Source organism: Winogradskya humida (assembly GCF_016862215.1).
GTDB classification, from domain to species: domain Bacteria; phylum Actinomycetota; class Actinomycetes; order Mycobacteriales; family Micromonosporaceae; genus Actinoplanes; species Actinoplanes humidus.
This window is the reverse complement of sequence record NZ_BOMN01000012.1, coordinates 92,771-113,643: the sequence shown is the minus strand read 5'-3', so window position 1 is coordinate 113,643 and position 20,873 is coordinate 92,771. Positions and strand designations below refer to the sequence as shown.

At 70.6% G+C, this 20,873-nt stretch carries 14 protein-coding genes and 1 pseudogene; 8 read left to right on the top strand and 7 right to left on the bottom strand.

Features of this window, described 5'->3' with window-relative positions:
- Positions 1-267: 267 nt before the first annotated feature.
- The 3 genes from Ahu01nite_RS04430 to Ahu01nite_RS04420 form a co-directional block, all read right to left on the bottom strand.
- A complete protein-coding gene (locus Ahu01nite_RS04430) occupies positions 268-924 on the bottom strand; it encodes a pyridoxamine 5'-phosphate oxidase family protein (protein WP_203835137.1) in 657 nt (218 codons plus the stop codon).
- 140 nt (positions 925-1,064) lie between these two features.
- Positions 1,065-1,403: an NIPSNAP family protein gene (locus tag Ahu01nite_RS04425; protein ID WP_203835079.1), complete on the bottom strand. Its 339-nt coding sequence runs from the start codon at positions 1,401-1,403 to the stop codon at positions 1,065-1,067.
- A 17-nt stretch (positions 1,404-1,420) separates the two neighbouring features.
- Complete coding sequence (locus Ahu01nite_RS04420; protein ID WP_203835136.1) at positions 1,421-2,596, bottom strand: metal-dependent hydrolase family protein; 1,176 nt, start codon at positions 2,594-2,596, stop codon at positions 1,421-1,423.
- Between the two features lie 235 nt (positions 2,597-2,831).
- On the opposite strand from Ahu01nite_RS04420, the gene pepN reads away from it, so the two are divergent.
- The 5 genes and pseudogenes from pepN to Ahu01nite_RS04395 all read left to right on the top strand — a co-directional run bounded on the left by pepN (position 2,832) and on the right by Ahu01nite_RS04395 (position 11,184).
- Positions 2,832-5,276 carry an aminopeptidase N gene (pepN, locus tag Ahu01nite_RS04415; RefSeq protein WP_203835078.1) on the top strand — a complete coding sequence of 815 codons (2,445 nt, stop codon included), beginning with the start codon at positions 2,832-2,834 and terminating at the stop codon, positions 5,274-5,276.
- Between the two features lie 9 nt (positions 5,277-5,285).
- Positions 5,286-6,407, top strand: a complete 1,122-nt coding sequence (locus Ahu01nite_RS04410) for an FAD-dependent oxidoreductase (RefSeq protein ID WP_203835077.1) — start codon at positions 5,286-5,288, stop codon at positions 6,405-6,407.
- Between the two features lie 34 nt (positions 6,408-6,441).
- Positions 6,442-7,326: pseudogene (locus tag Ahu01nite_RS04405) on the top strand (ATP-binding cassette domain-containing protein); the annotation flags it as partial.
- Positions 7,327-7,601: 275 nt separating this feature from the next.
- Positions 7,602-8,204, top strand: coding sequence for a hypothetical protein (locus tag Ahu01nite_RS04400; RefSeq protein WP_203835076.1), 603 nt, complete (start codon positions 7,602-7,604; stop codon positions 8,202-8,204).
- 94 nt (positions 8,205-8,298) lie between these two features.
- Positions 8,299-11,184 carry a fibronectin type III domain-containing protein gene (locus Ahu01nite_RS04395; protein ID WP_203835075.1) on the top strand — a complete coding sequence of 962 codons (2,886 nt, stop codon included), beginning with the start codon at positions 8,299-8,301 and terminating at the stop codon, positions 11,182-11,184.
- A 6-nt stretch (positions 11,185-11,190) separates the two neighbouring features.
- Here Ahu01nite_RS04395 and Ahu01nite_RS04390 read toward each other — a convergent pair whose 3' ends face one another.
- Entirely contained in the window at positions 11,191-11,988 is a 798-nt protein-coding gene (locus Ahu01nite_RS04390) for an SDR family oxidoreductase (protein WP_203835074.1), read from the bottom strand.
- A 24-nt stretch (positions 11,989-12,012) separates the two neighbouring features.
- Positions 12,013-12,966, bottom strand: a complete 954-nt coding sequence (locus Ahu01nite_RS04385) for an ArsR/SmtB family transcription factor (protein ID WP_203835073.1) — start codon at positions 12,964-12,966, stop codon at positions 12,013-12,015.
- A gap of 55 nt (positions 12,967-13,021) precedes the next feature.
- On the opposite strand from Ahu01nite_RS04385, the gene Ahu01nite_RS04380 reads away from it, so the two are divergent.
- Entirely contained in the window at positions 13,022-14,278 is a 1,257-nt protein-coding gene (locus tag Ahu01nite_RS04380; RefSeq protein ID WP_203835072.1) for an MFS transporter, read from the top strand.
- Here Ahu01nite_RS04380 and Ahu01nite_RS04375 read toward each other — a convergent pair.
- Positions 14,275-14,913, bottom strand: coding sequence for a DUF4232 domain-containing protein (locus Ahu01nite_RS04375; protein ID WP_203835071.1), 639 nt, complete (start codon positions 14,911-14,913; stop codon positions 14,275-14,277). The two genes, Ahu01nite_RS04380 and Ahu01nite_RS04375, sit on opposite strands and share 4 nt — an antisense overlap.
- Before the next feature lie 102 nt (positions 14,914-15,015).
- On the opposite strand from Ahu01nite_RS04375, the gene Ahu01nite_RS04370 reads away from it, so the two are divergent.
- Positions 15,016-15,600 carry a CPCC family cysteine-rich protein gene (locus tag Ahu01nite_RS04370; protein ID WP_203835070.1) on the top strand — a complete coding sequence of 195 codons (585 nt, stop codon included), beginning with the start codon at positions 15,016-15,018 and terminating at the stop codon, positions 15,598-15,600.
- A gap of 17 nt (positions 15,601-15,617) precedes the next feature.
- Here Ahu01nite_RS04370 and Ahu01nite_RS04365 read toward each other — a convergent pair whose 3' ends face one another.
- Complete coding sequence (locus tag Ahu01nite_RS04365) at positions 15,618-16,127, bottom strand: winged helix-turn-helix domain-containing protein (RefSeq protein WP_438874755.1); 510 nt, start codon at positions 16,125-16,127, stop codon at positions 15,618-15,620.
- A gap of 307 nt (positions 16,128-16,434) precedes the next feature.
- Between Ahu01nite_RS04365 and Ahu01nite_RS04360 the strand changes: the two genes are divergently transcribed.
- Positions 16,435-20,808 carry a S8 family serine peptidase gene (locus tag Ahu01nite_RS04360; RefSeq protein ID WP_203835069.1) on the top strand — a complete coding sequence of 1,458 codons (4,374 nt, stop codon included), beginning with the start codon at positions 16,435-16,437 and terminating at the stop codon, positions 20,806-20,808.
- Positions 20,809-20,873 lie beyond the last annotated feature (65 nt).

The following is a 20,873-nucleotide window of genomic DNA, read 5'->3' as shown; positions in this document are numbered from 1 at the left end:
ACGTCTGCGCACATCACATATACATTCTGAGCGAGATTACCGATCGTGATGATGTCGGGGGTGGCGCCTGGGCTGAACGCTCTGGATCGTGGGCGACCGATCGGGGCGGGGCCGGGGGTAGGGCCTGGACCGCATGCTCTGAATCGTGGGCGACCAGTCGGGGGCGGGGCCGGGGGCGGGGGCGGGGGCGGGGTGGAGCCAAGCCCGAGTGCTTTACCGCCGGGCTTGGCGGCATTGGCGGAGCTCTTCCGATGGCCGAGGGATGCCTTAAGGGGAGGGGGACGCGCGCTGGGCGATGTGGGCTGGGACTTCCGTGCCGGCCGGGAGTGCGGGGTCCGGCACCGGTTTCTGCCAGGCGGAACGCAGGGGGAGTTCGCCTGCCCAGAGGCCCAGGGCGGCGTCGGGGGAGTCGGCGTCGTCGGGTGGGCCGCCGCGTGTTTTCACCGATGCCTCGGTCAGGGGGATTGCCAGCATTGTTGTTGCGGCCAGTTCTTTGGTGCTGGGGCGGCGCGCATAGTTCCACTGGCCGGGGGTTACGTGTTCGGTGACGATGCGGAGGGCGTCGAGTTTGTCCCAGGGGTCGGCCAGCACCTGGGGGACGCCGTAGATCATGGCGCTGCGGTAGTTGATCGAGTGCTCGAACAGTGAGCGGGCCAGGACCAGGCCGTCGACCACGGTGACCGTGACGCAGACCGTGGCGGCGGGCTGGGTCAGGGAGCGGCTGGCTACTGAGCCGTGCAGGTAGAGGTAGTCGTCGTCGAAACCGTAGACCGTGGGGACGACCATGGGGGTACCGTCGATGGTGACGCCGAGGTGGCAGACGAAGGCGGCGCGGAGGACGGCGTACAGATCATCACGGTCCTCGCGTCCTTTGTCCTTGGAGCGTCGGAGCTTGGTGCGCTCGGTTGAGGACAGGGCGGTCATGGCCTTCTCCAGGAGGTCTTGGGGGGTCAGGTCCATGCGAAGCGCCTGCTCGGGGGAGTCGAAGACGAGCTCGCGCAGCTCGATGTCGTCGAGCTGCGCGAGCTTTGTCTGCATCCAGTGGTGAAGCTCGTCGGACCTGTCTAAGTCAGCTCCGCCCACTCTAGTGATGTGGGAGAGGGTGCGTTCAGGACGGCCGTGCGGTAGCCGGCGATCATCGGGGGGACCACGGCGTCGAAGTGTGAGAGCCATTCGGCGGTCTCGTACACCGTGGCGGACGTGGTGATCCGGTCCTGTTCGGACTTGAACGCGCGGACGAGGCACCAGGCGTTCTCGTCGTTGAGCATGGGGCCGTATGCCACGACGGTGATGCCGCAGCGGCGCATCAGCGGGACCGTGCCCTCGTGGCTGATGCGGTGGAACTCGTCGCGGGTGCCGGGGTGCAGGTCGAAGAAGCGGATCTCGAGCAGAGCGTTCTCCATCGTTGCGTCGGGGGCGCTCACTTGACCCGGCGGCCGGCTTTCCAGACGCCGGTGACGTGGGCGGGCTTCGCGATGACGTCGGGGTCCGCGACCGGGTCGGCGTCGAGGGTGATGACGTCGGCGTCGTAGCCGGCGAGGAGCTGGCCGGACTGCGGGGCCTGGAGGCCGAGGGTCGCCGGGCCGGTGGCGGTGGCGGCCTCGATCGCCTGCAGCGGGGTCAGGCCGATGCCGACGAGCAGCGGCACCTCGCGGCCGTTGCGGCCCCACGAGTCGGGCAGTTCGGCGCCGGTCATCGCGACGTCGGTGCCGGCCGCGATCGTGACGCCCTGCTGCTGCGCGAGCAGGATGCCCTGCGCGTGCTGGTCGACGATGGCTTCGAGTTTGGCCTGGGCGTAGCCGGGCAGGACGCGGGCGTCGATCAGCTCCTGGAAGATCGTCCGGGTGGTGACCAGGATGGCGCCGGTCTCGCGCATCGCGGCGGCGGTCTCCTCGTCCATGAACGTGCCGTGCTCGATCGTGAGCACGCCCGCCTCCAGCGCCGCCATCATCCCCGGCTTGCCGTGACAGTGCGCGGCGACGGACCGTTCCGCCATTCCGGCGACCTCGACCATGGCCCGCATCTCGGCGATCGTGAACTGCTGGTGGATCGGGTGGTCCACCTCGGAGAGCACCCCGCCCGACGCGTAGATCTTGATGACCCGGGCGTTGCGGCGCAGCTGCTCCCGGACCGCGCGGGCGCATTCGGCGGGCCCGTCGGCGATCCGCAGCTCCCCGCCGTGCTGGCCGAACTCCCGGACCCAGCCGATCGGGTAGCTGTGCAGGTCACCGTGGCCGCCGGTGGTCGAGATCGCCGAACCGGCCGCATAGACGTTCGGGCCCTCGACGGTGCCCTCCTCGACGGCCTTGGCCAGGTCGACGCCGAGCCCGCCCACCTCGCGGACGGAGGTGAAGCCGGCGTCGAGCGCGGCCCGCATGTTGGAGACGCCGCGGGCGGCGCGGACGGCGATCGTCTCCACCGGGAGCAGGGACGTGTCGGCCGTAACCAGACCCATGAAATGCACGTGGGCGTCCCACAGGCCCGGCATCACGGTCTGGGTGTGCGAGACGGTGGCCTCGGGGGTGTCGGGGGCGCCCGCGGCCGGGCCCGCGTACGAGATGCTGCCGCCGTCGAACACGACGACCCCGTTCTCGATGGGCGTGCCCCGGCCGGGAATCAACTGGTCTGCTTCGATGCGTTCAATCATGGCGGTCACCGTCGCAGAATTCCGCCGCTGTTTCGCCGTCCCGCACACCTATCCGGACAGATGTCAGCGATCGGCGTAAGCGCAATTCTTCAATAGCGCGCCCCGGCAATTACTGCCCTTGCCGCGCGCTTCCCGGCACCGATTTGCTGGCGACCGACAACCATTTGTTGAAGGTGGAGGATCCATGCCCAGCCTGACCCGAGCCGAGGCGCAGCGGCGCAGTTCGCTGCTCACCGTGCACTCGTACGACGTCGACCTGGACCTGAGCGGGGACGGCGAGGTCTACCGGTCGGCGACCACGGTGCACTTCGCAGCGGCCGAGCCGGGGACGCGTACCTTCCTCGACGTCAAGGCGCGGGACCTGCACAGCGTGCGGCTCAACGGCCGCGAGCTCGACCACACGAGCTGGGCGGACGGCCGGCTGTCGCTGACCGGGCTCGCGGCCGACAACCGGCTCGAAGTGGTCGCCGACATGCGGTACTCCCGGGAGGGGGAGGGGCTGCACCGCTACACGGATCCCGCGGACGGGCTGACCTACCTCTATGCCTTTGTGTACGCCGACCACGCCCCCCGGGTTTTCGCCTGCTTCGACCAGCCCGATCTCAAGGCGCCGTACCGGTTCACGGTCACCACCCCGGCGGACTGGACGGTGCTCGGCACCAGCCCCGCCACCCAGATCGCGCCCGGGCGGTGGCGGCTCGCGGAGTCCGCGCCGCAGGCCACGTATCTGACGACGATCGTGGCCGGGCCGTACCGCTCGTTCACGACCGAGCACGACGGCATCCCGCTCGGCGTGCACTGCCGGGCCTCCCTGGCAGAAACGCTCGCGCCGCACACCGAGGAGATCTTCGACGTCACAGCCCGCTGCCTCGACGAGTACCGGGACACGTTCGGGGCCCGCTACCCGTTCGACGCGTTCCACCAGGTCTTCGTCCCCGAGTTCAGCGTCCTCTCCCTCGACCACCCCGGCTGTGTCCTGCTCCGCGAGCTCTACCTCGATCCGGCCACCGAGAGCGAACGCGAGACCCGTGCGGTCGTCCTCGCGCACGGCATCTCGCTGATGTGGCTGGCCGCCCTGGTGACCCACCGGTGGTGGGACGAGTTCTGGCTGAGCCAGGCGTTCGCCGACTACATGGCGCACCGGGTCACCGCGAAGGTCACCCGGTTCAGCGGGCCGCCGGTCACGTTCTCGGTGCGGCGCAAGGCCCAGGCGTACGTCGCCGACCAGCGCCCGTCCACGCACCCGGTCGGCGTCGATGGCGACGACGTGCAGTCGGTGCTGCTGGAGATGGACCGGATCACGTACTTCAAGGGTCACTCGGTCCTGCGGCAGCTCGTCGCCCGGGTCGGCGAGGACGGCCTGCGCGAGGGCCTGCGGATCTACTTCACCCGCCACGGGTACGGCACCGCGACCTACGGCGACTTCCTCGAAGCCCTGGCCGAGGCGATCGGCGAGGACCTGTCCGGCTGGGGTCGCGAATGGTTCGGCCGGGCCGGGGTCACCACGCTGGAACCCGAGCTGGAGATCGCCGACGGCCGGATCGTGTCAGCGGCCATCCGCCAGAGCACCCCGGCACGGACCCACACCCTCAACGTCGGCCTCTACGGGGACACGATCAAGGTCAAGCGGATAACCGTACGCGGTGGGCGTACTGAAATGACCGGTCTTGTCGGAGCCCCGGCCCCCGACCTGCTGGTGGTCAACGACGGCGACCTCACCTACGCCAAGATCCGTTTTGATCCCCGCTCGCAGGCGGCCCTGCCGTCCTGGCTTCCGCGGCTGTCCGCGCAGAACCGGGCCATGATCTGGTGTGCCGTCCTGCTGGCCGTGCACGACGGCGAGTTCCCGGCGCCGGACTATCTGTCCATGGTGGGCGACCAGGTCCGGACCGAACCGGAATTAGCCATCCTCACCGAGGTCCTCGAACAGACCCGCAACGACGTCCTCGACCGCTTCCTGACCCCGTCGCGCCGTCCCTCCGCGATGGCCGGGCTCGCCGCCGCGCTGGACGAGCGGCTCGAGTCGGCCGGAACGGCGATCTCGCTGCTGCGCGCCCGGATCGACGCCGAACAGGACACCGGCACACTGCGCGGCTGGCTCGACGGCGACAAGCTGCCGGGCGCCGCCGGCCTCGACGACGACCTCGGCTGGCGGCTGCGGTACCGGCTGGCCGTGCTGGGCGGGCTCTCCGAGGCGGAGATCGCCGAGGCGGCGCTGGTGAATCCGGGGCTCGACGCCGACCAGTGGGCCGCGAAATGCCGTGCCGCGCGACCCGACCCCGTGACCAAGGCGGAGGTCTGGCGCACGATCATGACCGACCCGGAGATCTCCGGCTATCAGCTGTGGGCGCTCGCCGAGGGCTTCTGGCAGCCCGAACAGAACAACCTGACCGATGGGTACGTCGACCGCTTCTTCGCCGAGATCCCGGCGGCCGCGGCCCGGCGTGGCGACCTCGTCACCGAGCTGCTGCTGCGCTTCCTCTACCCCCGGTACGCCGCCCAGCCGCGGACGTTGATGCTGGCCCAGCACCTGCTCGGCGGGTCGGAACTGCCACCGCCACTGCGCCGAGCTGTCGCCGACCACACCGACGACCTGCGCCGGGTGGTTCGCGCCCGGCAGCTCGGTTAGGGGGCCCGCATGCGCATCGCCATCGTGGGAGCCGGGCTCGCCGGCACGATGCTGGCCTGGCGGCTGCATCAGCTCAGCCCCGGCCTGAACGTCACCGTGCACACGCTGCCGTCCTCGGGCGGGGACGCCACCGCGGCGTCGGGCGGCCTGGTCCGCGGCTTCGAACCCGACGGCCCCAGCGCCGGGGTCGCTGCCGAGAGCCTCGCCGAGTTGTACGCGGACCCGGAGCTGAGAGAGACAGCCGGATACACGGAGATCGGCTCGGTGTACGTCCTCGAACCGGGCGCGGAGATCGCCGACCCGCTCAAGGTGGTCGACGCCTGGCTGCCCGGCTCGGCGACCGTCCTCGACCGGTTCGCGCTGCACCGGCTCGGGTTGCGGAGGCTGCCGCCGGGGACGGTCGGTGTGCAGGAGAGCCGCGCCGGGTATCTGTCACCGGCCCGGCTGCGGGACGGGGTGCTCGCCCGGCTCAGCGCGCCGGTCCTGCGGACACCGGTCACGGCGGTCGGGCCCGGTGCCGCACTCACCCTCGCCGACGGCCGGCACGTCCGGTACGACGCCGTCGTCCTGGCCGCCGGCGCGTGGACACCGCGCCTGCTGAACGGCTCAGGCGGGCCGGGCTTGAGCGGGCCGGGCTTGAGCGGGCCGGGCTTGAGCGGGCCGGGCTTGAGCGGGCCGGGCTTGAGCGGGCCGGGCGTGGGCTCGAGCGGCTCGGGTGCGGGGGCGTTGCGGACCAAGCGGATCCAGTACACGATCTGTTTGTCCGGGTTGCCGCGGATCGGGTCGTTCGTGGACGAGACGAGCGGGCTCTACGGCCGGCCGCTTTCCCCGGAGATCATGCTGCTCGGCGTGCCCACCACCGGCTGGGACGTCGACCCGGACCGCGTCGGGGTCGACACCACCGTGATCGCGGTGCTGCGGGAGACGGTCCGGCAACGCTTCGGCGAGGCGGTGACGCCGGTGCGTTCCGTCGCGGCGGCCGACTGCTACACCGACCCGGCCGGGCTGATCCTGCGTGCCGCGGGACCGGGCCTGTTCACGTTCACCGGCGGCAGCGGGGGTGCCGCGAAAGCCGTACTGGCAGCCAGTCGCCAGGCGGCAGCGGCGCTGCTGGACGCGGCCAGGGACTAGACCGGGTTGCTGCTGCCTGCCAGTATGGCGCGCGATGATCGAGCTAATCGAACTGACGAAGGCCTACGGGCGGGTCCGTGCCGTCGACGGCGTGACGTTCACCGCGGTGCCCGGTCGGGTGACGGGATTCCTGGGGCTCAACGGTTCCGGGAAGACCACGACGCTGCGGATGCTGCTCGGGCTGAGCCGTCCGACGTCCGGCCAGGCGCTGATCAACAAGGTGCGGTTCCAGGAGCTGGACAACCCGGCCCGGCAGGTCGGGGCCGTGCTGGAGCAGGGCATCAGCCACCCGGGGCAGAGCGGCCGCGCCCACCTCACGACGCAGGCGTTGCTCATCGGGGTCGACCGTGCCCGGGTGGACGTGCTGCTCGAACAGGTGGGCCTGGCCGCCGCCGCGGAGCAGCGCTGCGGGGACTACTCGCTCGGCATGCGGCAGCGGCTGGCGGTGGCGACGGCGCTGCTGGGTGAACCCCAGGTGCTGATCCTCGACGAGCCGGCGAACGGGCTCGACCCGGAGGGCATCGCCTGGCTGCGGGAGCTGCTGCGCGATCACGCCCGGGCCGGTGGCACCGTGCTGATCTCCAGCCATCTGCTGGCGGAGCTGGCCCAGCTCATCGACGACGTCGTCATCATCTCCGAGGGCACGGTGCGGTATGCGGCGCCGCTGTCCGAGTTGTACGGCTCGGCCTCCGCTCGGCTGCGGATCCGCGGCCGGGATCCGCAACGGCTGTGGCGCGCGTTCGAGGAGGCCGGAGCCACGGTCGACACCGACGGGTACGCCCTGGAGGTCATCGGCCTGGCGCCGGAGGACGCGGGCGACATCGCCTTCGAGGCCGGCGTGCCGCTCTACGAGCTGGCCTCCGACGCCCCGAACCTGGAGCAGATCTTCCTCAACCTGGTCGCGGGCGACGCGCCGGTGCCCGCCCCGGTCGCCGCCCCCGCCCCCGATCCCGGCTCCCCACCGGCCGCCGACCTCTTCCCCGCCCCGGCGGACCTCATCCCGATCCCTTCCGAACCCCCGATCTCCGCTGAAAGCCTGATCTCCTCCGAAACCCTGGCCTCCTCCGAAACCCGGGCCTCCTCCGAAACCCGGGCCTCCTCCGAAACCCGGACGCCCTCCGAAGCCGCCCCCATCGAGGCTGACGCCGCTCCGGAAGCCGCTGTCACCACCGCGACGACTCAGGAGGGCGACCGATGATCGCCGTGGTGCGCAGTGAGCTGTACCGGCTGTCGACGATCCGGTCCAGCGCGTTCTCGATCGCCGTGTTCGCGGCGTTCGGCATCATCTTCAGCGTGATGAGCGCCGACATGTGGGCGCTGCTGGCGGGCGTGAGCGCGTTCGGCTTCGGGGTCACGGGCATCACGCAGCACTATCAGCACCGCACGGCCGTGCTGCTCTACCTGGCCCGGCCCAAGCGGATCCAGGTACTGCTCGCCCAGCTGCTGACGACAGTGATCGTTTCCCTCGGGTTCGCCGCGGTCAGCGGGGTCGTCGTGCTCTTCAGCGGCGATGCCGACGTCTATCTGCGTACCCTGACGGTCGTCCCGATCATGGGGTTGCTCGGTGCGGCCATGGCGATCGTCGTACGCCGGGCGACGCCGCTGGTGGTCGGGTTCGCGGTGTGGGTCATCTTCATCGAGGCCATGTACTTCCGGATGGAGCAGCCGCTGCCGTTCTCGGCGTACCTGGATGCGGCCGGCGGCAACGGCAGGGCCCTGGTGCAGTTCCTGGGCTGGGCCCTGGCAGCGGTGGTCGCCGCGACCTTCTCGGTACGCCGCGACGTCAACGTCGACTGATCACTCGAAAACGCTAAACTTCGCACGAAAAAGGGCCAAAAACGCGCAAAATTGTGGGCAGTTCTATTCCCGGTACGCGGAAGGGTGCCCTGCGATGGCGAGGCTCGCGCGACGGTTTCTTGCGGGCCTCGGCGGTTTGCTGCTGCTGGCTCTGCTGGCTCTGCTCGCGGAGCTGGCCACGGACGCGTCGGCGGCGACCAGAATCTATGACGCGGTGCCGCTGAGCGGGGAGCCGGGCACCCTGATCGCCGCGTCGGGCAACATCGCGTGCGGGCACACCACCACCGCCTTCAACGGCGGGAAGGGTACGGCCGTCGGGTGCGCGATGGGGCGTACCTCGGACATGATCCTGAAAGCCGGAGACGCCGTCGCCACGGTCCTCGCCGTGGGTGATCTGCAGTACGAGCACGGCGCGTGGGAGGACCTGCAGGTCTCGTTCGACCCGACGTGGGGCCGGCTGCGCGACAAGATCCATCCCGTGCCGGGCAGCCACGAGTACTCCGTCTCCGGCGCACCCGACTACTACCGCTACTGGGGCGAGCAGGCGCACCCCGACCGCAAGAGCAACTACAGCTTCGAGGTCGGCGGCTGGAAGATCTACGCGCTCAGCTCGGCCTGCTCGACGAAGGCGTGCTCACCCGGCGGCGAGATGTACGAATGGCTCAAGGGCGAGCTCGCCGGCCAGTCACCGGACCAGTGCCAGATGGCGTACTGGCACCATCCGATCATCTCCATCGGCCAGTTCGGCAACAACCCCAACATGCCGCCGATGGCCCGGCTGCTCTACGACGCCGGCGTGGACGTCATCGTGAACGCGCACGACCACAACTATCAGCGCTGGTCGCGGATCACCCCGGATTCGACCGTCGACAACGACAACGGCTACCGCAACTTCATCGTCGGGACCGGCGGCATCAACCACCACCGCTTCTACGCGATCGACCCGGTCCGGCACGCGGGTTTCGAGACCGGCACGGACAAAGAGTTCGGCGTTCTCTTCATGAAGCTCAATCCCATGGGGTACGCGTGGGAATACCGCACCCTCGGCGGCATCTACACCGACTCGGGCAAGGAGACCTGTCACCGCGAGCCGGGCACCGCGCGGGTGCCGGTGCCGGCCAGCGCGCCGAGGCCCACCCCGAAGGGCCAGCCGATCCCGGGTAACAAGTCGACGCTCCCGTACCCGCCGGTGGTGAGCCCGTCCGGCAGCGGCGCGACCCTGACAACGGCCTGGCTCCCACCGACCAAGCCGGGCACGTCCGGGCCGGTCGACCAGTACCGGATCACGGTCTACGGCAGCGAGCCCGGCCACCCCACCGAGGTCGTGCCGATCGCCCAGCGCACGATCGACGGGACCGCCACCTCGATCGACTACGACATGTCCGGCAACCCCGGCTGGTCGCACCGGGTCACCGTGGAGGCGCACAACCCCGGCGGCTGGGGCAATCCCGCGGTGCTGTCCAGCGCCGTCGACGCGCCCGGTGCGGCGGCCGCGTCGGACGGCACGGTCCCGGCCGGCTGGACCGCGCTCGCCTCGGACTATCCGCTGCCGCCTATCTCGCACCCGGGCTCGCCGCGCGGGGTCAAGGTCGAGACCGGCAACGCCGCGGCGACCGTGACCTGGCGGGCACCGACCACGGACGGCGGGTCGCCGATGACCGGCTATGACGTGTACGCGAACCCGGGCGGCCTCGTCGCGTCGGTCGGCGCCGCGGCCACCACCGCGTCGGTCAGCGACCTCGTCAACGGCGACAGTTACACGTTCCAGGTCGTGGCGATCAACGACGTGGCCGAGTCGGGGCCGACGAACGAGTCCGCGGCGGTCGTACCGTCGAAGGCAGCGCAGGCACCGGTCGTGACCGTGACGGTGCCGGGGGTGCCGCTGCAGGTGAACGCCCAGCCCGGCAACGACGCGGCGACCGTGACGTGGACCGCGCCCACCTCGGACGGCGGCAGCCCGATCACGTCGTACTCCATCGCCTCGGAGCCGGAGTCGCACCTCGCGACCGTGGACGGCGCGCTGCGCTCGGGTCGGGTGGACGGGCTCAAGGCCGGCACCTCGTACACGTTCACGGTCACCGCGAAGAACTCCGCCGGCAGCTCGATGGCCAGCGCGGCCAGCGGCGCGATCGCCATCGCCGCGTCACCGTCCGTCCCTGGGAAAACCACGACAACAACCGTCCCCGGCAACCCGCGGCTGCCGATCGCCCTCGCGGGATCGCGGTCCGCCGACGTCACGTGGGCGGCGCCGAGCACGGACGGCGGTTCCCCGCTCACCGGCTACATCGTGACGATGCAGCCGTCGGGGCTGACACAGACGATCCCGGCGGGGACCCGCAAGGCCACGTTCAGCGAGCTCACCGCGGGTACGTCGTACCGCTTCACCGTCTTCGCCCTCAACCGGATCGGCAGGTCGGCCCAGAGTGACGAGACCCGCCCGGTGATCCCCCGCGACCCGATCACGGCCCCGTCCCCGCCCCGCTTCGTGATCGCCGCGGCGGGCGACGGCTACGCGAAGGTGGCCTGGACCGCCCCGGTCAGCGACGGCGGTTCCCCCGTCCTCGGCTACTCGATCGTCGGCCCGTCCCCGGACATCGCCGCGCACACCCTCGCCACCGACCGCCTGGAGGCAACGGTCACCGGCCTGCACAACGGCACCAAGTACACGTTCACGGTTTTCGCCGAGAACCGGGCCGGCCTCTCGGACAAGTCGGCGCCGACGGGCGTGGTGACCCCGCAGCTGGGCCTCGCCGAACCCGCCATGCCGGTCTCGGTCGACCCCACCAAGGCCGGTGCCGAGGAGGGCGAGGACGAGGAGGACGAGGGCTCTGTTTCGGACCTGTTCGAGGACGCGTTTCTGGAACCCGACGAGGACCCCGTCCAGACCGCCCAGGTGTGGGGCGTCCTGCTGCTGATCATCGGCGGGGGAGTCGCCTTCTGGCGCCACCGCCGCAAGAAGGCCGGCAGGAAGCCCGACTGACCGTGGTCAGCGCTTGAGGTTGTGCCTGCGGTGGGTGAGCTTCTCGACCAGGGTGGCGGGGACGATGCGGCGCAGGCCGAAGACGAGCGGCGCGTTGCTGCCCACCGCGTAGAGCGGCTTGGGCGGGTTCGCCTCGACCGCCTTCACGATGGTCGCGGCGACGCGTTCGGCGGTGATGCCCGCGCGTTCGTTGCGGTCGAGGGCGGCCAGCATCGTCGTGAAGTCGTTCTGGTGCGGGGAGTCCGCGGCGATGTACTTGGTGCGGCGTTCGCTGATGCCGGTGGCGATGGAGCCCGGCTCGACCGTGGTGAGCCAGACTCCGAAGGGCGATAGCTCCTGACGGCCGGCGTTGGCGAAACCCTTCAGGGCGGCCTTCGAGGCCACGTAGGACGACCGGTAGGCGAGCGGGAACGACGCCAGCATCGACCCGACCATGACCACCCGGCCGTATCCCCGCGAACGCATGCCGGGGAGGGCGAGCTGGGTGAGCCGCAGCGCGCTGAAGACGTTGACGCGGAAGAGCCTTTCCACCGCTTCCGCCGGGAGTTCCTCCAGCGGTCCGCTCTGGCTCTCGCCGGCGTTATTGATCAGTACGTCGACCGCGCCCAGTTGCGCCGCCAGCCCCTCGACCGACGCCGGGTCGTCGAGATCGAGCGCGACGTGGTCGACCCCCGCGACCGGGTCCGCGATCTTCCCGGGTGACCTGCTCGTCCCGATGACCCGGTAACCGCGTTCCACCAGGGCGGCCGCGGTCGCCTTCCCGATACCGGACGAAGCACCCGTCACCAGCGCCGTACGTGTCATCGGACCTGCTCTCTGCACGAAGGGTCAGTTACCGGCTAGGGATTCGCCGAGATCACTGCGGTAGTACAGGATGCTCCGTCCGTAGCGTGCGCGGTTGAGCAGCCCTCCGCGTTCGAGGACCCGCAGGTGCTGGTTGACGGCGGACGTGGTGACGCCGAGCCGTAACGCCAGGTCGGTCGACGAGGCGGGCTCGCCCAGCGCCGCGAGCAGGGTCGCGCGGGTGCTGCCCAGCAGGTCGCGGATGGCTCCGGTGCCGGGCCGGTCCGCTGTGGACCACATCGCACCCTGCCCGCGCGCCGGGTAGACGATCACCGGGGGGAGGGTCTCGTCCGCCGGGGTGGAGGACCGCCCGACGAACATGGACGGTACGAGGGTCACGCCCTCGCCGCGGATCGGGCGGACCCGCGCGATCGGGCTCGCCAGCCGGATGTCGATGTTGCGGCCGTCAAAGCTGATCGAGCTGGAGAGGCCACCCAGCATCGTGCCGATCCCGGCCTGCGCCGCGACCCGTCCCCGGTAGGTGATGTCGGCCTCCAGCACGGCCCGCATGCGTTTCCAGTACGGCACGAAGCACAGGTCCCATGCCTGGGTCAGCGCCGCGACCAGCCGGGCGACCACCTCGTCGTGCGGCCCGTCGAACACCGGGGGAACGTCGCCGTGGACGTGCCGGAGATCGCCGCGGAGTCGTTCCGGGGTGATCCGGGCGAGTTCCGCGATCTCCTGGCCGAAGTCGGTGAGCGGTGAACCGGGCCGCGGGTTGGTGAAGTCGGCGACCCAGCGCCGGTCGTTGACGAGCCCGAGCAGCACCTCGGTGTCGAGCAGCTGCCGTACGGGGGCGATGCGGTCGAGCCAGGGTTGTTGCAGGGGGAACGCGTCCGGGGCACGCAGCGCGCGGAGCCCGAGGCTGACCTCGCCCAGCGGCGAGATGCCGAAGCGGACGGCGGAGACGTCCGCGGACTCCAGCTCGTACCTGATCATGAAGCTATATCCTAAATCTATTGGCCGTGGAACCGTATGTTGGCATAACCGACGGGTGCCTGTTGCCGAAGTCGAAGCCCCCGTTCCGCTCCGCGTTCTCGTCCGCGGCGATCCCGTCCTGCGGCGCCTGCTCACCGTCACCCTCGTCGACACCGTCGGGCGCGGGGCGTTCTTCACCCTGACCTCGCTGTACCTCACGACGATCGCGGGCGTCCCCGCCGTGGCGGTCGGTCTCGGGCTGACGATCGCCGGCGGTGTCGGTGTCCTCAGCTCCCTCGCGTTCGGGCACCTCGCCGACCGCTGGAGCTCCCGGATGATGCTCGTGGTGCTGCACGTCGTGCAGGGGCTCGCGGTCGCGGCGTACGTCCTGGTCCACGATGTGGTGTCGCTCGTGGTGGTGGCCTCGATCGTGACGCTGGTCCAGCAGGGCGGTTCCTCGGTGCGGTCCGCGGCGGTGGGCCGCGCCTTCCCCGGCGAGGAGCGGGTGCGGATCCGGGCGACCATGCGGACGGTGACGAACATCGGGATCTCCGCGGGCACGGCGGTCGCGGCCATCCCGCTGGCCATAGGTACGGGCACCGCGTACCGGATCACGCTGGCAGCGGGCGGCGCGTTCTACCTCGTGTCGGCGGTCCTGCTCCTCGGGCTGCCGGCGGCGCGGGTCGACGCCCGGGCCCGTACCGCTGCCTCGCCGGTCGAACCGGGGCCGTCGCCGTACCGGGACCTGCGCTTCCTCGGCGTCACGGCGCTGAGCGGCGTCTTCGGGATCCAGTTCGGCCTGGCCGAGGTGGGCGTCCCGCTGTGGGTCGTCGGTCACACGCGCGCCCCGGACGTGCTCGTCTCGGCGCTGCTGCTCGTCAACACCGGCCTCGTCATCGCCCTGCAGGTCCGCCTGAGCCGCGGAACCGGCGACCTCCGCGGCGCGGGACGGGCAATGTCCCGCGCCGGCTGGTTGATGGCCGCCGCATGCGTGGTCTTCGCCGCCGCGGGATGGGGTTCACCCCTGCTCGCGACCGTGGCCCTGCTCGTTGCGGCGGTCCTGCAGGCCTTCGCGGAGATCCTGTCGAGCGCGGCCGGCTGGAACCTCAGCTTCGAGCTCGCCCCGCCGGACCGGCTCGGCGCCTACCAGGGCATCTACGGCACGGGGTACGCCCTGGGCGCGATGGTCGCCCCCGCGGTCGTGACCCTTACGGCAATCGATCTCGGTACGCCCGGCTGGCTGATCCTCGCCGTGATGTTCCTCGCCTCCGCGGCCGGCCTCGCCGCGATCGCCCGCCGGGCCGCGGTCTCCAAGGCTTCCGTCCAGCCTTAGTCGGTTGTTCCCGTGGCGAGGGCCTTGACCGTGCCGATCGCGTAGTCCCCGGCCGAGCACGCCGTCTGCGGGTGGCTGACGAAGATCGACGCAGTCTCGTCCGGCGGGTACACGCGGTAGCCGCGCACATCCTTGACCTTGCAGTCCTCCGGCGCGACGGCCTGCGGGCTGGCGATCTCGATCGTAGCGTGCGCGCTGGCCCCGGCCTTCAACGTGATCGAGGGGGAGTCGGCGGGTGCGCGGTTGAAGGCCTTGCCGACCTGCTCGCCGGAGTCGCCGGTGACGAACGAGACGCCCGGGTAGCCCTCCAGCGTGCACGCGCTGCCCGACGTGTTCTCGAAGACCAGGAACTCACTGTGGTGCCCGGCCGAGCCGCCGCCCTCGTCGCCCTTGTCGCTGACCTTCAGATCCCCGGTGTGACATCGCGTGGTGCCGCCGCTGCCCTTTGTCGAGGTCGCGGGGGACGAGGTCGCTGCGGCCGGGCTTCCGGTGCTTCCGGTGCTTCCGGTAGCCGAGGTCGCGGTGGTGGGCGCTGCGGTCGGCGCCGCCGTGGGAGTCGTGCTCGCGCAGGCGGCCGACAGAACCAGCCCCGCGGCACCGGTCACCAGCAGCATCGCGCGCTTGACGTTACGCATCGTGGTCTCCTTCGCAGCGTTGATCATCCGTACTGTTCCCACGCTACGAAGGCCGCGAATCGGTGTTCTCCCCCATACGTGCCAGCTGCCAGAATTCTCCGCGTGAAAGCCGATGACCTGCAGCGCGCCGCCCGGATGACGATCGGGGCGCTCGAACCGCTGGCCGATCGTGACTGGTCCGTCCCGGCCGGCACCTTGGACTGGACGTGCCGGGAGACGCTGACCCATCTCGGCGAGGTGCTGGCCGCCACGCCCGCGATCGCCGAGCTTGCCGTCGCGGAGATGCTGCTCCACACGTACGACATCACTCAGGGTCTGGGGGTGAGGTGGCGCCCGCCCGCCTGGATCAGCCGTCTGGTTCTCCTGCGCCTCGCCCCCGAAGCGCTGGTGCCGAGGCAGCACCCCACGAGTGTTCTGCTGCGATACACCGGCAGGATCGGCGAGGGTGGCCCATGGCAGTGGCGGATCGGGCCGGAGCCGGTCCCGGATCCGGACGCGGACCGCTACGCCTGCCCGTGCTGCGGCCAGGCGACCCTGGCGGAACGCGGTCAGTTCCAGATCTGCCGGGAGTGCTGGTGGGAGGACGACGGGCAGGACGACCACAACAGTGCCGTCGTCATGGGTGGCCCGAACGGCAGCCTGAGCCTGGACGCCGCGCGGGCCGAATACGCCCGGCGGCGTCCCTGACAACGTTGTCCGGCTTTCTAAGCTGCAGGGGCCACCGTCTGCTTGAGGCGGTAGCCGATGCCCCGGACCGTCTCCACCACCGGCCCGCCGTCCAGGGCGCGTAGTTTCTGCCGCAGCCGCTTCACGGCCGAGTGCAGGATCGACGTGTCGCCCAGATAGGCGCTGTCCCAGACGGCGGCGAAGAGCCGCTCGTACGGCCACACCTCCACCGGTGGTGACGCGAGCCTCGTGAGCAGGCGATGTTCCAGGCGGGTGAGGTCGAGGGCGTGACCCCGCCAGGCGACCTGATGCTGGACCACGTCGACGACGAGGTCCCCGAAACTGACCTTCTCGCTCGGGCTCCGGGCGGGAATCTCGTCGGGAAATTCGGGCTCGGCGGGGAGGGTCCCCGCGAGCATGGCACGCAGCTCGCCGATGTCGGCACACATCAGGACGGCTCCGAGATCGTCGAGGCGACGGACAAGGTTTTCACGGACCTGGCGGTCCGGGGAGACGCAGACCACCAACGGCACGCTGGATCGACCCAACACGGGCTTCCTCCGGGATCTTCGGCTGTCACCAGCAAACGCTGTCGCATAGGTGTCGGTCAACATCTGCACACAGAGAATTCACAGCACCGCAATGGTTTAGCCCATCCCCTGCCCGGGTCTTGGCCGAGAGATGCCATTGATCAGCACCACTCTCCGGCCGCAGCATTGCATCGACACCTGCGGATGCACGCACTGTAGGCGCGTGCACGACCCACAGTGTCCGGACGGTGCCGGCTATCCCCGGCGGTCGTCACAGCCGTGCCCGGACACCACCGGGCGCGGCAGTTCTGGGGGAGGAAGAACCATGTCAGGTCCGCGCGTGAATCGCGTACGACGACGAAGTATCGCCGGGGCCACGCTGGCCCTCGCGATCACCCTGACCGGTTTGCCGGGCACGGCCGCGCACGCGGCTGACCCGTCACCGGCGGTCAGCTCCGAACTGCTGTCCACTCTGGCCAAGGACGGCACCGCAAGCTTCTGGGTGTACCTGCGCGACAAGGCGGACCTCGCGTCCGCCGCGAAGGTCGCCGACAAGAAGGACCGCACCACCCGGGTCTACCGCGAGCTGACGACCACAGCCACGGAAAGCCAGAAGGGGCTGCGTACGCTGCTCGACGGCAGGAAGGCGAGCTACTCGACCTACTGGATCGCGAACGCGGTCCGCGTCACCGGCGACCGGGCACTGCTCGACTCGATCTCGGCCCGCGCCGACGTCGAGCGCATCGACCCGGTGCGCACCTTCAAGGTGATCGAACCGGTCGCCAAGAAGGCCGCGAAGGCGAGCACCGCCGCCGTCGAGTGGGGCGTCACCGACATCGGCGCTCCCCGGGTGTGGGAAGACTTCACCGACAAGGGCGAGGGCATCGTCGTCGGCAGCGTCGACACCGGTGTGGACATCACCCACCCGGCGATCAAGTCGCACTACCGCGGCCTGCAGTCGGACGGCTCGGTCGACAACAACTACAACTGGTTCGACCCGTCCAACGCCTGCGGGGGCACCGGCCCCTGCGACAACGTCGGCCACGGCACGCACACCATCGGCACGATGGTCGGCGGCGACGGCGGCAGCAACCAGATCGGCGTGGCACCCGGCGCGAAGTTCATCTCCGCGAAGGGCTGCGAGAGCGACAACTGCTCGGACGCCTCGTTGCTCGCGGGCGGCCAGTGGATCCTCGCGCCGACCGACAGCAACGGTCAGAACCCGCGCCCCGACCTGCGTCCCGACGTCGTCAACAACTCGTGGGGCGGCGGCCGCGGCGACCTGTGGTACGAGGACACCGTCCAGGCCTGGGTGGCCGCGGGCATCTTCCCCGCGATCGCGAACGGCAACGCCGGACCGGGCTGCAACACCGCCTCGAACCCCGGTGACTACCCCGACGCGTACGCCGTCGGCGCGTACGACTCGGGTCACGCCATCGCCTCGTTCTCCGGTCGCGGCTCGTCCTCGATCGACAACTCGGTGAAGCCGGACATCTCCGCGCCCGGTGTCGCCGTCCGCTCCGCGGTCCCCGGCGACGACTACGAGGCGTGGGACGGCACCTCCATGGCCACCCCGCACGTCGCCGGCGCTGTCGCGCTGATCTGGGCAGCAGCCCCGACCTTGCGCGGTGACATCGCCGCCACCCGGGCACTGCTCGACGGGACGGCGATCGACACCAGCGACACCTCCTGCGGTGGCACCGCGACCGACAACAACGTCTGGGGTGAAGGCCGCCTCGACGTCTACAACGCGGTCCTCGACGCGCCGCGGGGTCCGATCGCGCGGGCCTCCGGCACGGTCACCGACGCCAGCACCGGCAACCCGCTCGCCGACGTGACGGTCACCGCCGCCGGTCGCACGGTCGCCACCGGCGCCGACGGCAAGTACCAGCTGGTCTTCGAGGCCGGCACCTACGACGTCACCGCCACCAAGTACGGCTACCTGTCCAAGACCATCACGGTCACGGCCGGCGAGGGCGAGGTCAAGACGGTCAACTTCGCGCTGACCCCGGCGCAGCTCGTCACCGTCAGCGGCACGGTCACCGACGGCTCCGGCCACGGCTGGCCGCTGTACGCCAAGGTCGAGGTCAGCGGACGCCCCGGCGCCCCGCTGTTCACCGACCCGGTCACCGGGCGTTACTCGGTGTCGCTGCCGGCCAGCACGTCGTACGAGCTCAAGGCGACCCCGGTGTACCCCGGCTACCAGCCGACCACCGAGGACGTCATCGTGGGCACCGCCGCGAAGACGGCCAACATCGTCGTCCCCGTCGAGGCCGCGTGCACCGCGACCGGTTACTCGGCGTCGTACGGCACCCCCGCCCTCACCGAATCGTTCGGTGGCACCGGCACCCCCGCGGGCTGGTCGGTCGTCAACCGCACCGACGGCGGCGGCTGGGGCTTCACCGACATCGGCAACCGGGGCAACAAGACCGGCGGCACCGGTGGCTTCGCGATCATCGACAGCGACAAGCTCGGCTCCGGCAAGGCCCAGGACAGTGACCTGATCAGCCCGCCGATCGACCTCAGCGAGCAGACGGCACCGTTCGTCCGCTTCAAGAGCGACTTCTACGCGCTGAGCAGCCCGGCCGACATCGACGTCACGATCGACGGCGGCACCACCTGGACCAACGTGTGGCACCAGACCGCCAGCCGCCGTGGTCCGGCCAACGAGGAGGTCTCGCTCGCCCCGGCCGCCGGTGCTGCCGCCGCCCAGGTGCGATTCCGGTACGCCGGTTCGTACTCCTGGTGGTGGCAGGTCGACGATGTCGAGGTCGTCAACCGGGCGTGCACCCCGATCCCGGGTGGCCTGGTCGTCGGCAACACCACCGACAGCAACACCGGCCTCGCGCTCAATGGCGTGACGGTCACCAGCGACGACGCCCCGGCTGACAAGGGCGTCTCGGCGGCCACCCCGGCCGACACCAACCTGGCGGACGGCTTCTACTGGCTGTTCTCCACCGCCACCGGCTCGCACCCGTTCACCGCGAGCAAGGCGCCGTACCAGTCGCTCACGAAGACCGTCGCGGTTACGGCCAACGGCGTGAAGCGTGCGGACTACGCGCTCAAGGCGGGCCGGCTGACGGTCACACCGACCGAGATCCAGTCCTTCCAGACGTACGGCACCACGCGCAGCACCACCGTCACGGTCACGAACACCGGCAACGCCGCGACGACGGTCGACGTCCTCGAACGCCCCAAGGGTTTCGAGGCGCTGAAGACCAAGGGCACGGCCGGGACCACCGTACAGATGAAGGGTCTGAGCACGGCCATGACCGGGCCGAGCTTCGCCGCGACCAACCCCAAGGCCGGCACCCAGGCCGCGGACTCGTGGACCGCCCTGCCCAACTACCCGACGGCCATCTACGACAACGCCGCCGCGACGATCGACGGCAAGGTCTACTCGGTCGGTGGCGGCAGTACGACAGGCACCGAGAAGAAGGCGTTCGTGTACGCCGACGGCGCCTGGACGACCCTGCCCGACCTGCCCTCCGCCCGGTCCAAGCCGGTCGCCGCGGCAGTCGACGGCAAGCTCTACGTGATCGGCGGCTGGGGCCCCGGTGGCACGCCGGTGAACACGGTCGACGTGTTCGACCCGGCAGCGGGCACCTGGTCGACGCCGGCCACGACCAACCCGAAGCCGGCCTCGGCCGCGGGCTCGGCGATCATCGACGGCAAGGTCTACCTGGTCGGCGGCTGCCTCGACGGCAACTGCGCCTCCACGGCCGACGTGGTCGTCTTCGACGCGGCCTCCGGCTCGTTCAGCACCACGACGTCCTACCCGAACAAGACCTCGTTCATCGGCTGCGGCGCCCTGGGCGGCAAGGTCTACTGCTCCGGCGGGTACGACGGAACCGCCTCCACCAAGGCCACCAAGGTTCTCGACCCCACCTCGGGTGCGTGGACCGCGGTCGCCGACGCCCCGGTCGACCTGTGGGGCGGTCAGGTGAGCGCGGCCGGTGGCCTGCTCGTCCTGGCCGGTGGTGTGGCCAACGGCTCCAGCGGCGTCACCAGCCAGACGATCGGGTACGACCCGGCCGCCGACAGCTGGAGCACGCTCCCGGCCATGGCCACCCCGCGTTACCGCGGAGCCGGCGCCTGCGGCTTCTACCGCATCGGCGGCTCGGTCACCCCGTTCGTCGGCAACGCGGACTCCGCGCTGCTCGACGGGCTCGGCGAATGCGACGCCGAAGGTGACGTCTCCTGGCTGACCGAGGACCCGGTGACCTTCGAACTGGCCCCCGGCAAGTCCAAGTCCGTCAAGGTGACCCTGACCGCCACCGCGGCGGCCGGCGTGGCCCAGCCCGGACAGTTCACCGCCCAGCTCGGCCTGCGCGCCGCCACCCCGTACCCGGTCCCGAACGTCAACGTGGAGATGAACGTCTCCCCGCCGGCCAGCTGGGGCAAGATCCAGGGCACGGTCACCGGCGTCTCCTGCAACGGCACCTCAACCCCGCTCAAGGCAACGATCCGCCTCAACGGCACGACCAGCTACACGCTGATCGCGGACGCCTCCGGCCACTACCAGTGGTGGCTGCCGAAGGGCACCTACCAGGCGATCGTCGCCAAGGACGGCTGGATCCCCGAGGTCCAGAGCTCCAAGGTCAGCGCCGGCTTCGTCCTGACCGCCGACTTCACCCTCGACCCGGTCATCTCCTGCGCCCTCCGCGAGCAGGTCGCGACCCGCAAGGGCACCCTCTAGATCATCATCCGCTGACAACCCCGGCGGCCCGGTCCCCCCTCGCGGGGCCCGGGCCGCCGGCCTGT

Excerpts from the sequence above, each read along its gene's own strand:
- Ahu01nite_RS04430 (WP_203835137.1), bottom strand. The coding sequence starts at position 924 with ATGACCGCCCTGTCCTCAACCGAGCGCACCAAGCTCCGACGCTCCAAG.
- Ahu01nite_RS04425 (WP_203835079.1), bottom strand. The coding sequence starts at position 1,403 with ATGGAGAACGCTCTGCTCGAGATCCGCTTCTTCGACCTGCACCCCGGC.
- pepN (WP_203835078.1), top strand. The coding sequence starts at position 2,832 with ATGCCCAGCCTGACCCGAGCCGAGGCGCAGCGGCGCAGTTCGCTGCTC.
- Ahu01nite_RS04410 (WP_203835077.1), top strand. The coding sequence starts at position 5,286 with ATGCGCATCGCCATCGTGGGAGCCGGGCTCGCCGGCACGATGCTGGCC.
- Ahu01nite_RS04400 (WP_203835076.1), top strand. The coding sequence starts at position 7,602 with ATGATCGCCGTGGTGCGCAGTGAGCTGTACCGGCTGTCGACGATCCGG.
- Ahu01nite_RS04395 (WP_203835075.1), top strand. The coding sequence starts at position 8,299 with ATGGCGAGGCTCGCGCGACGGTTTCTTGCGGGCCTCGGCGGTTTGCTG.
- Ahu01nite_RS04390 (WP_203835074.1), bottom strand. The coding sequence starts at position 11,988 with ATGACACGTACGGCGCTGGTGACGGGTGCTTCGTCCGGTATCGGGAAG.
- Ahu01nite_RS04385 (WP_203835073.1), bottom strand. The coding sequence starts at position 12,966 with ATGATCAGGTACGAGCTGGAGTCCGCGGACGTCTCCGCCGTCCGCTTC.
- Ahu01nite_RS04375 (WP_203835071.1), bottom strand. The coding sequence starts at position 14,913 with ATGCGTAACGTCAAGCGCGCGATGCTGCTGGTGACCGGTGCCGCGGGG.
- Ahu01nite_RS04360 (WP_203835069.1), top strand. The coding sequence starts at position 16,435 with ATGTCAGGTCCGCGCGTGAATCGCGTACGACGACGAAGTATCGCCGGG.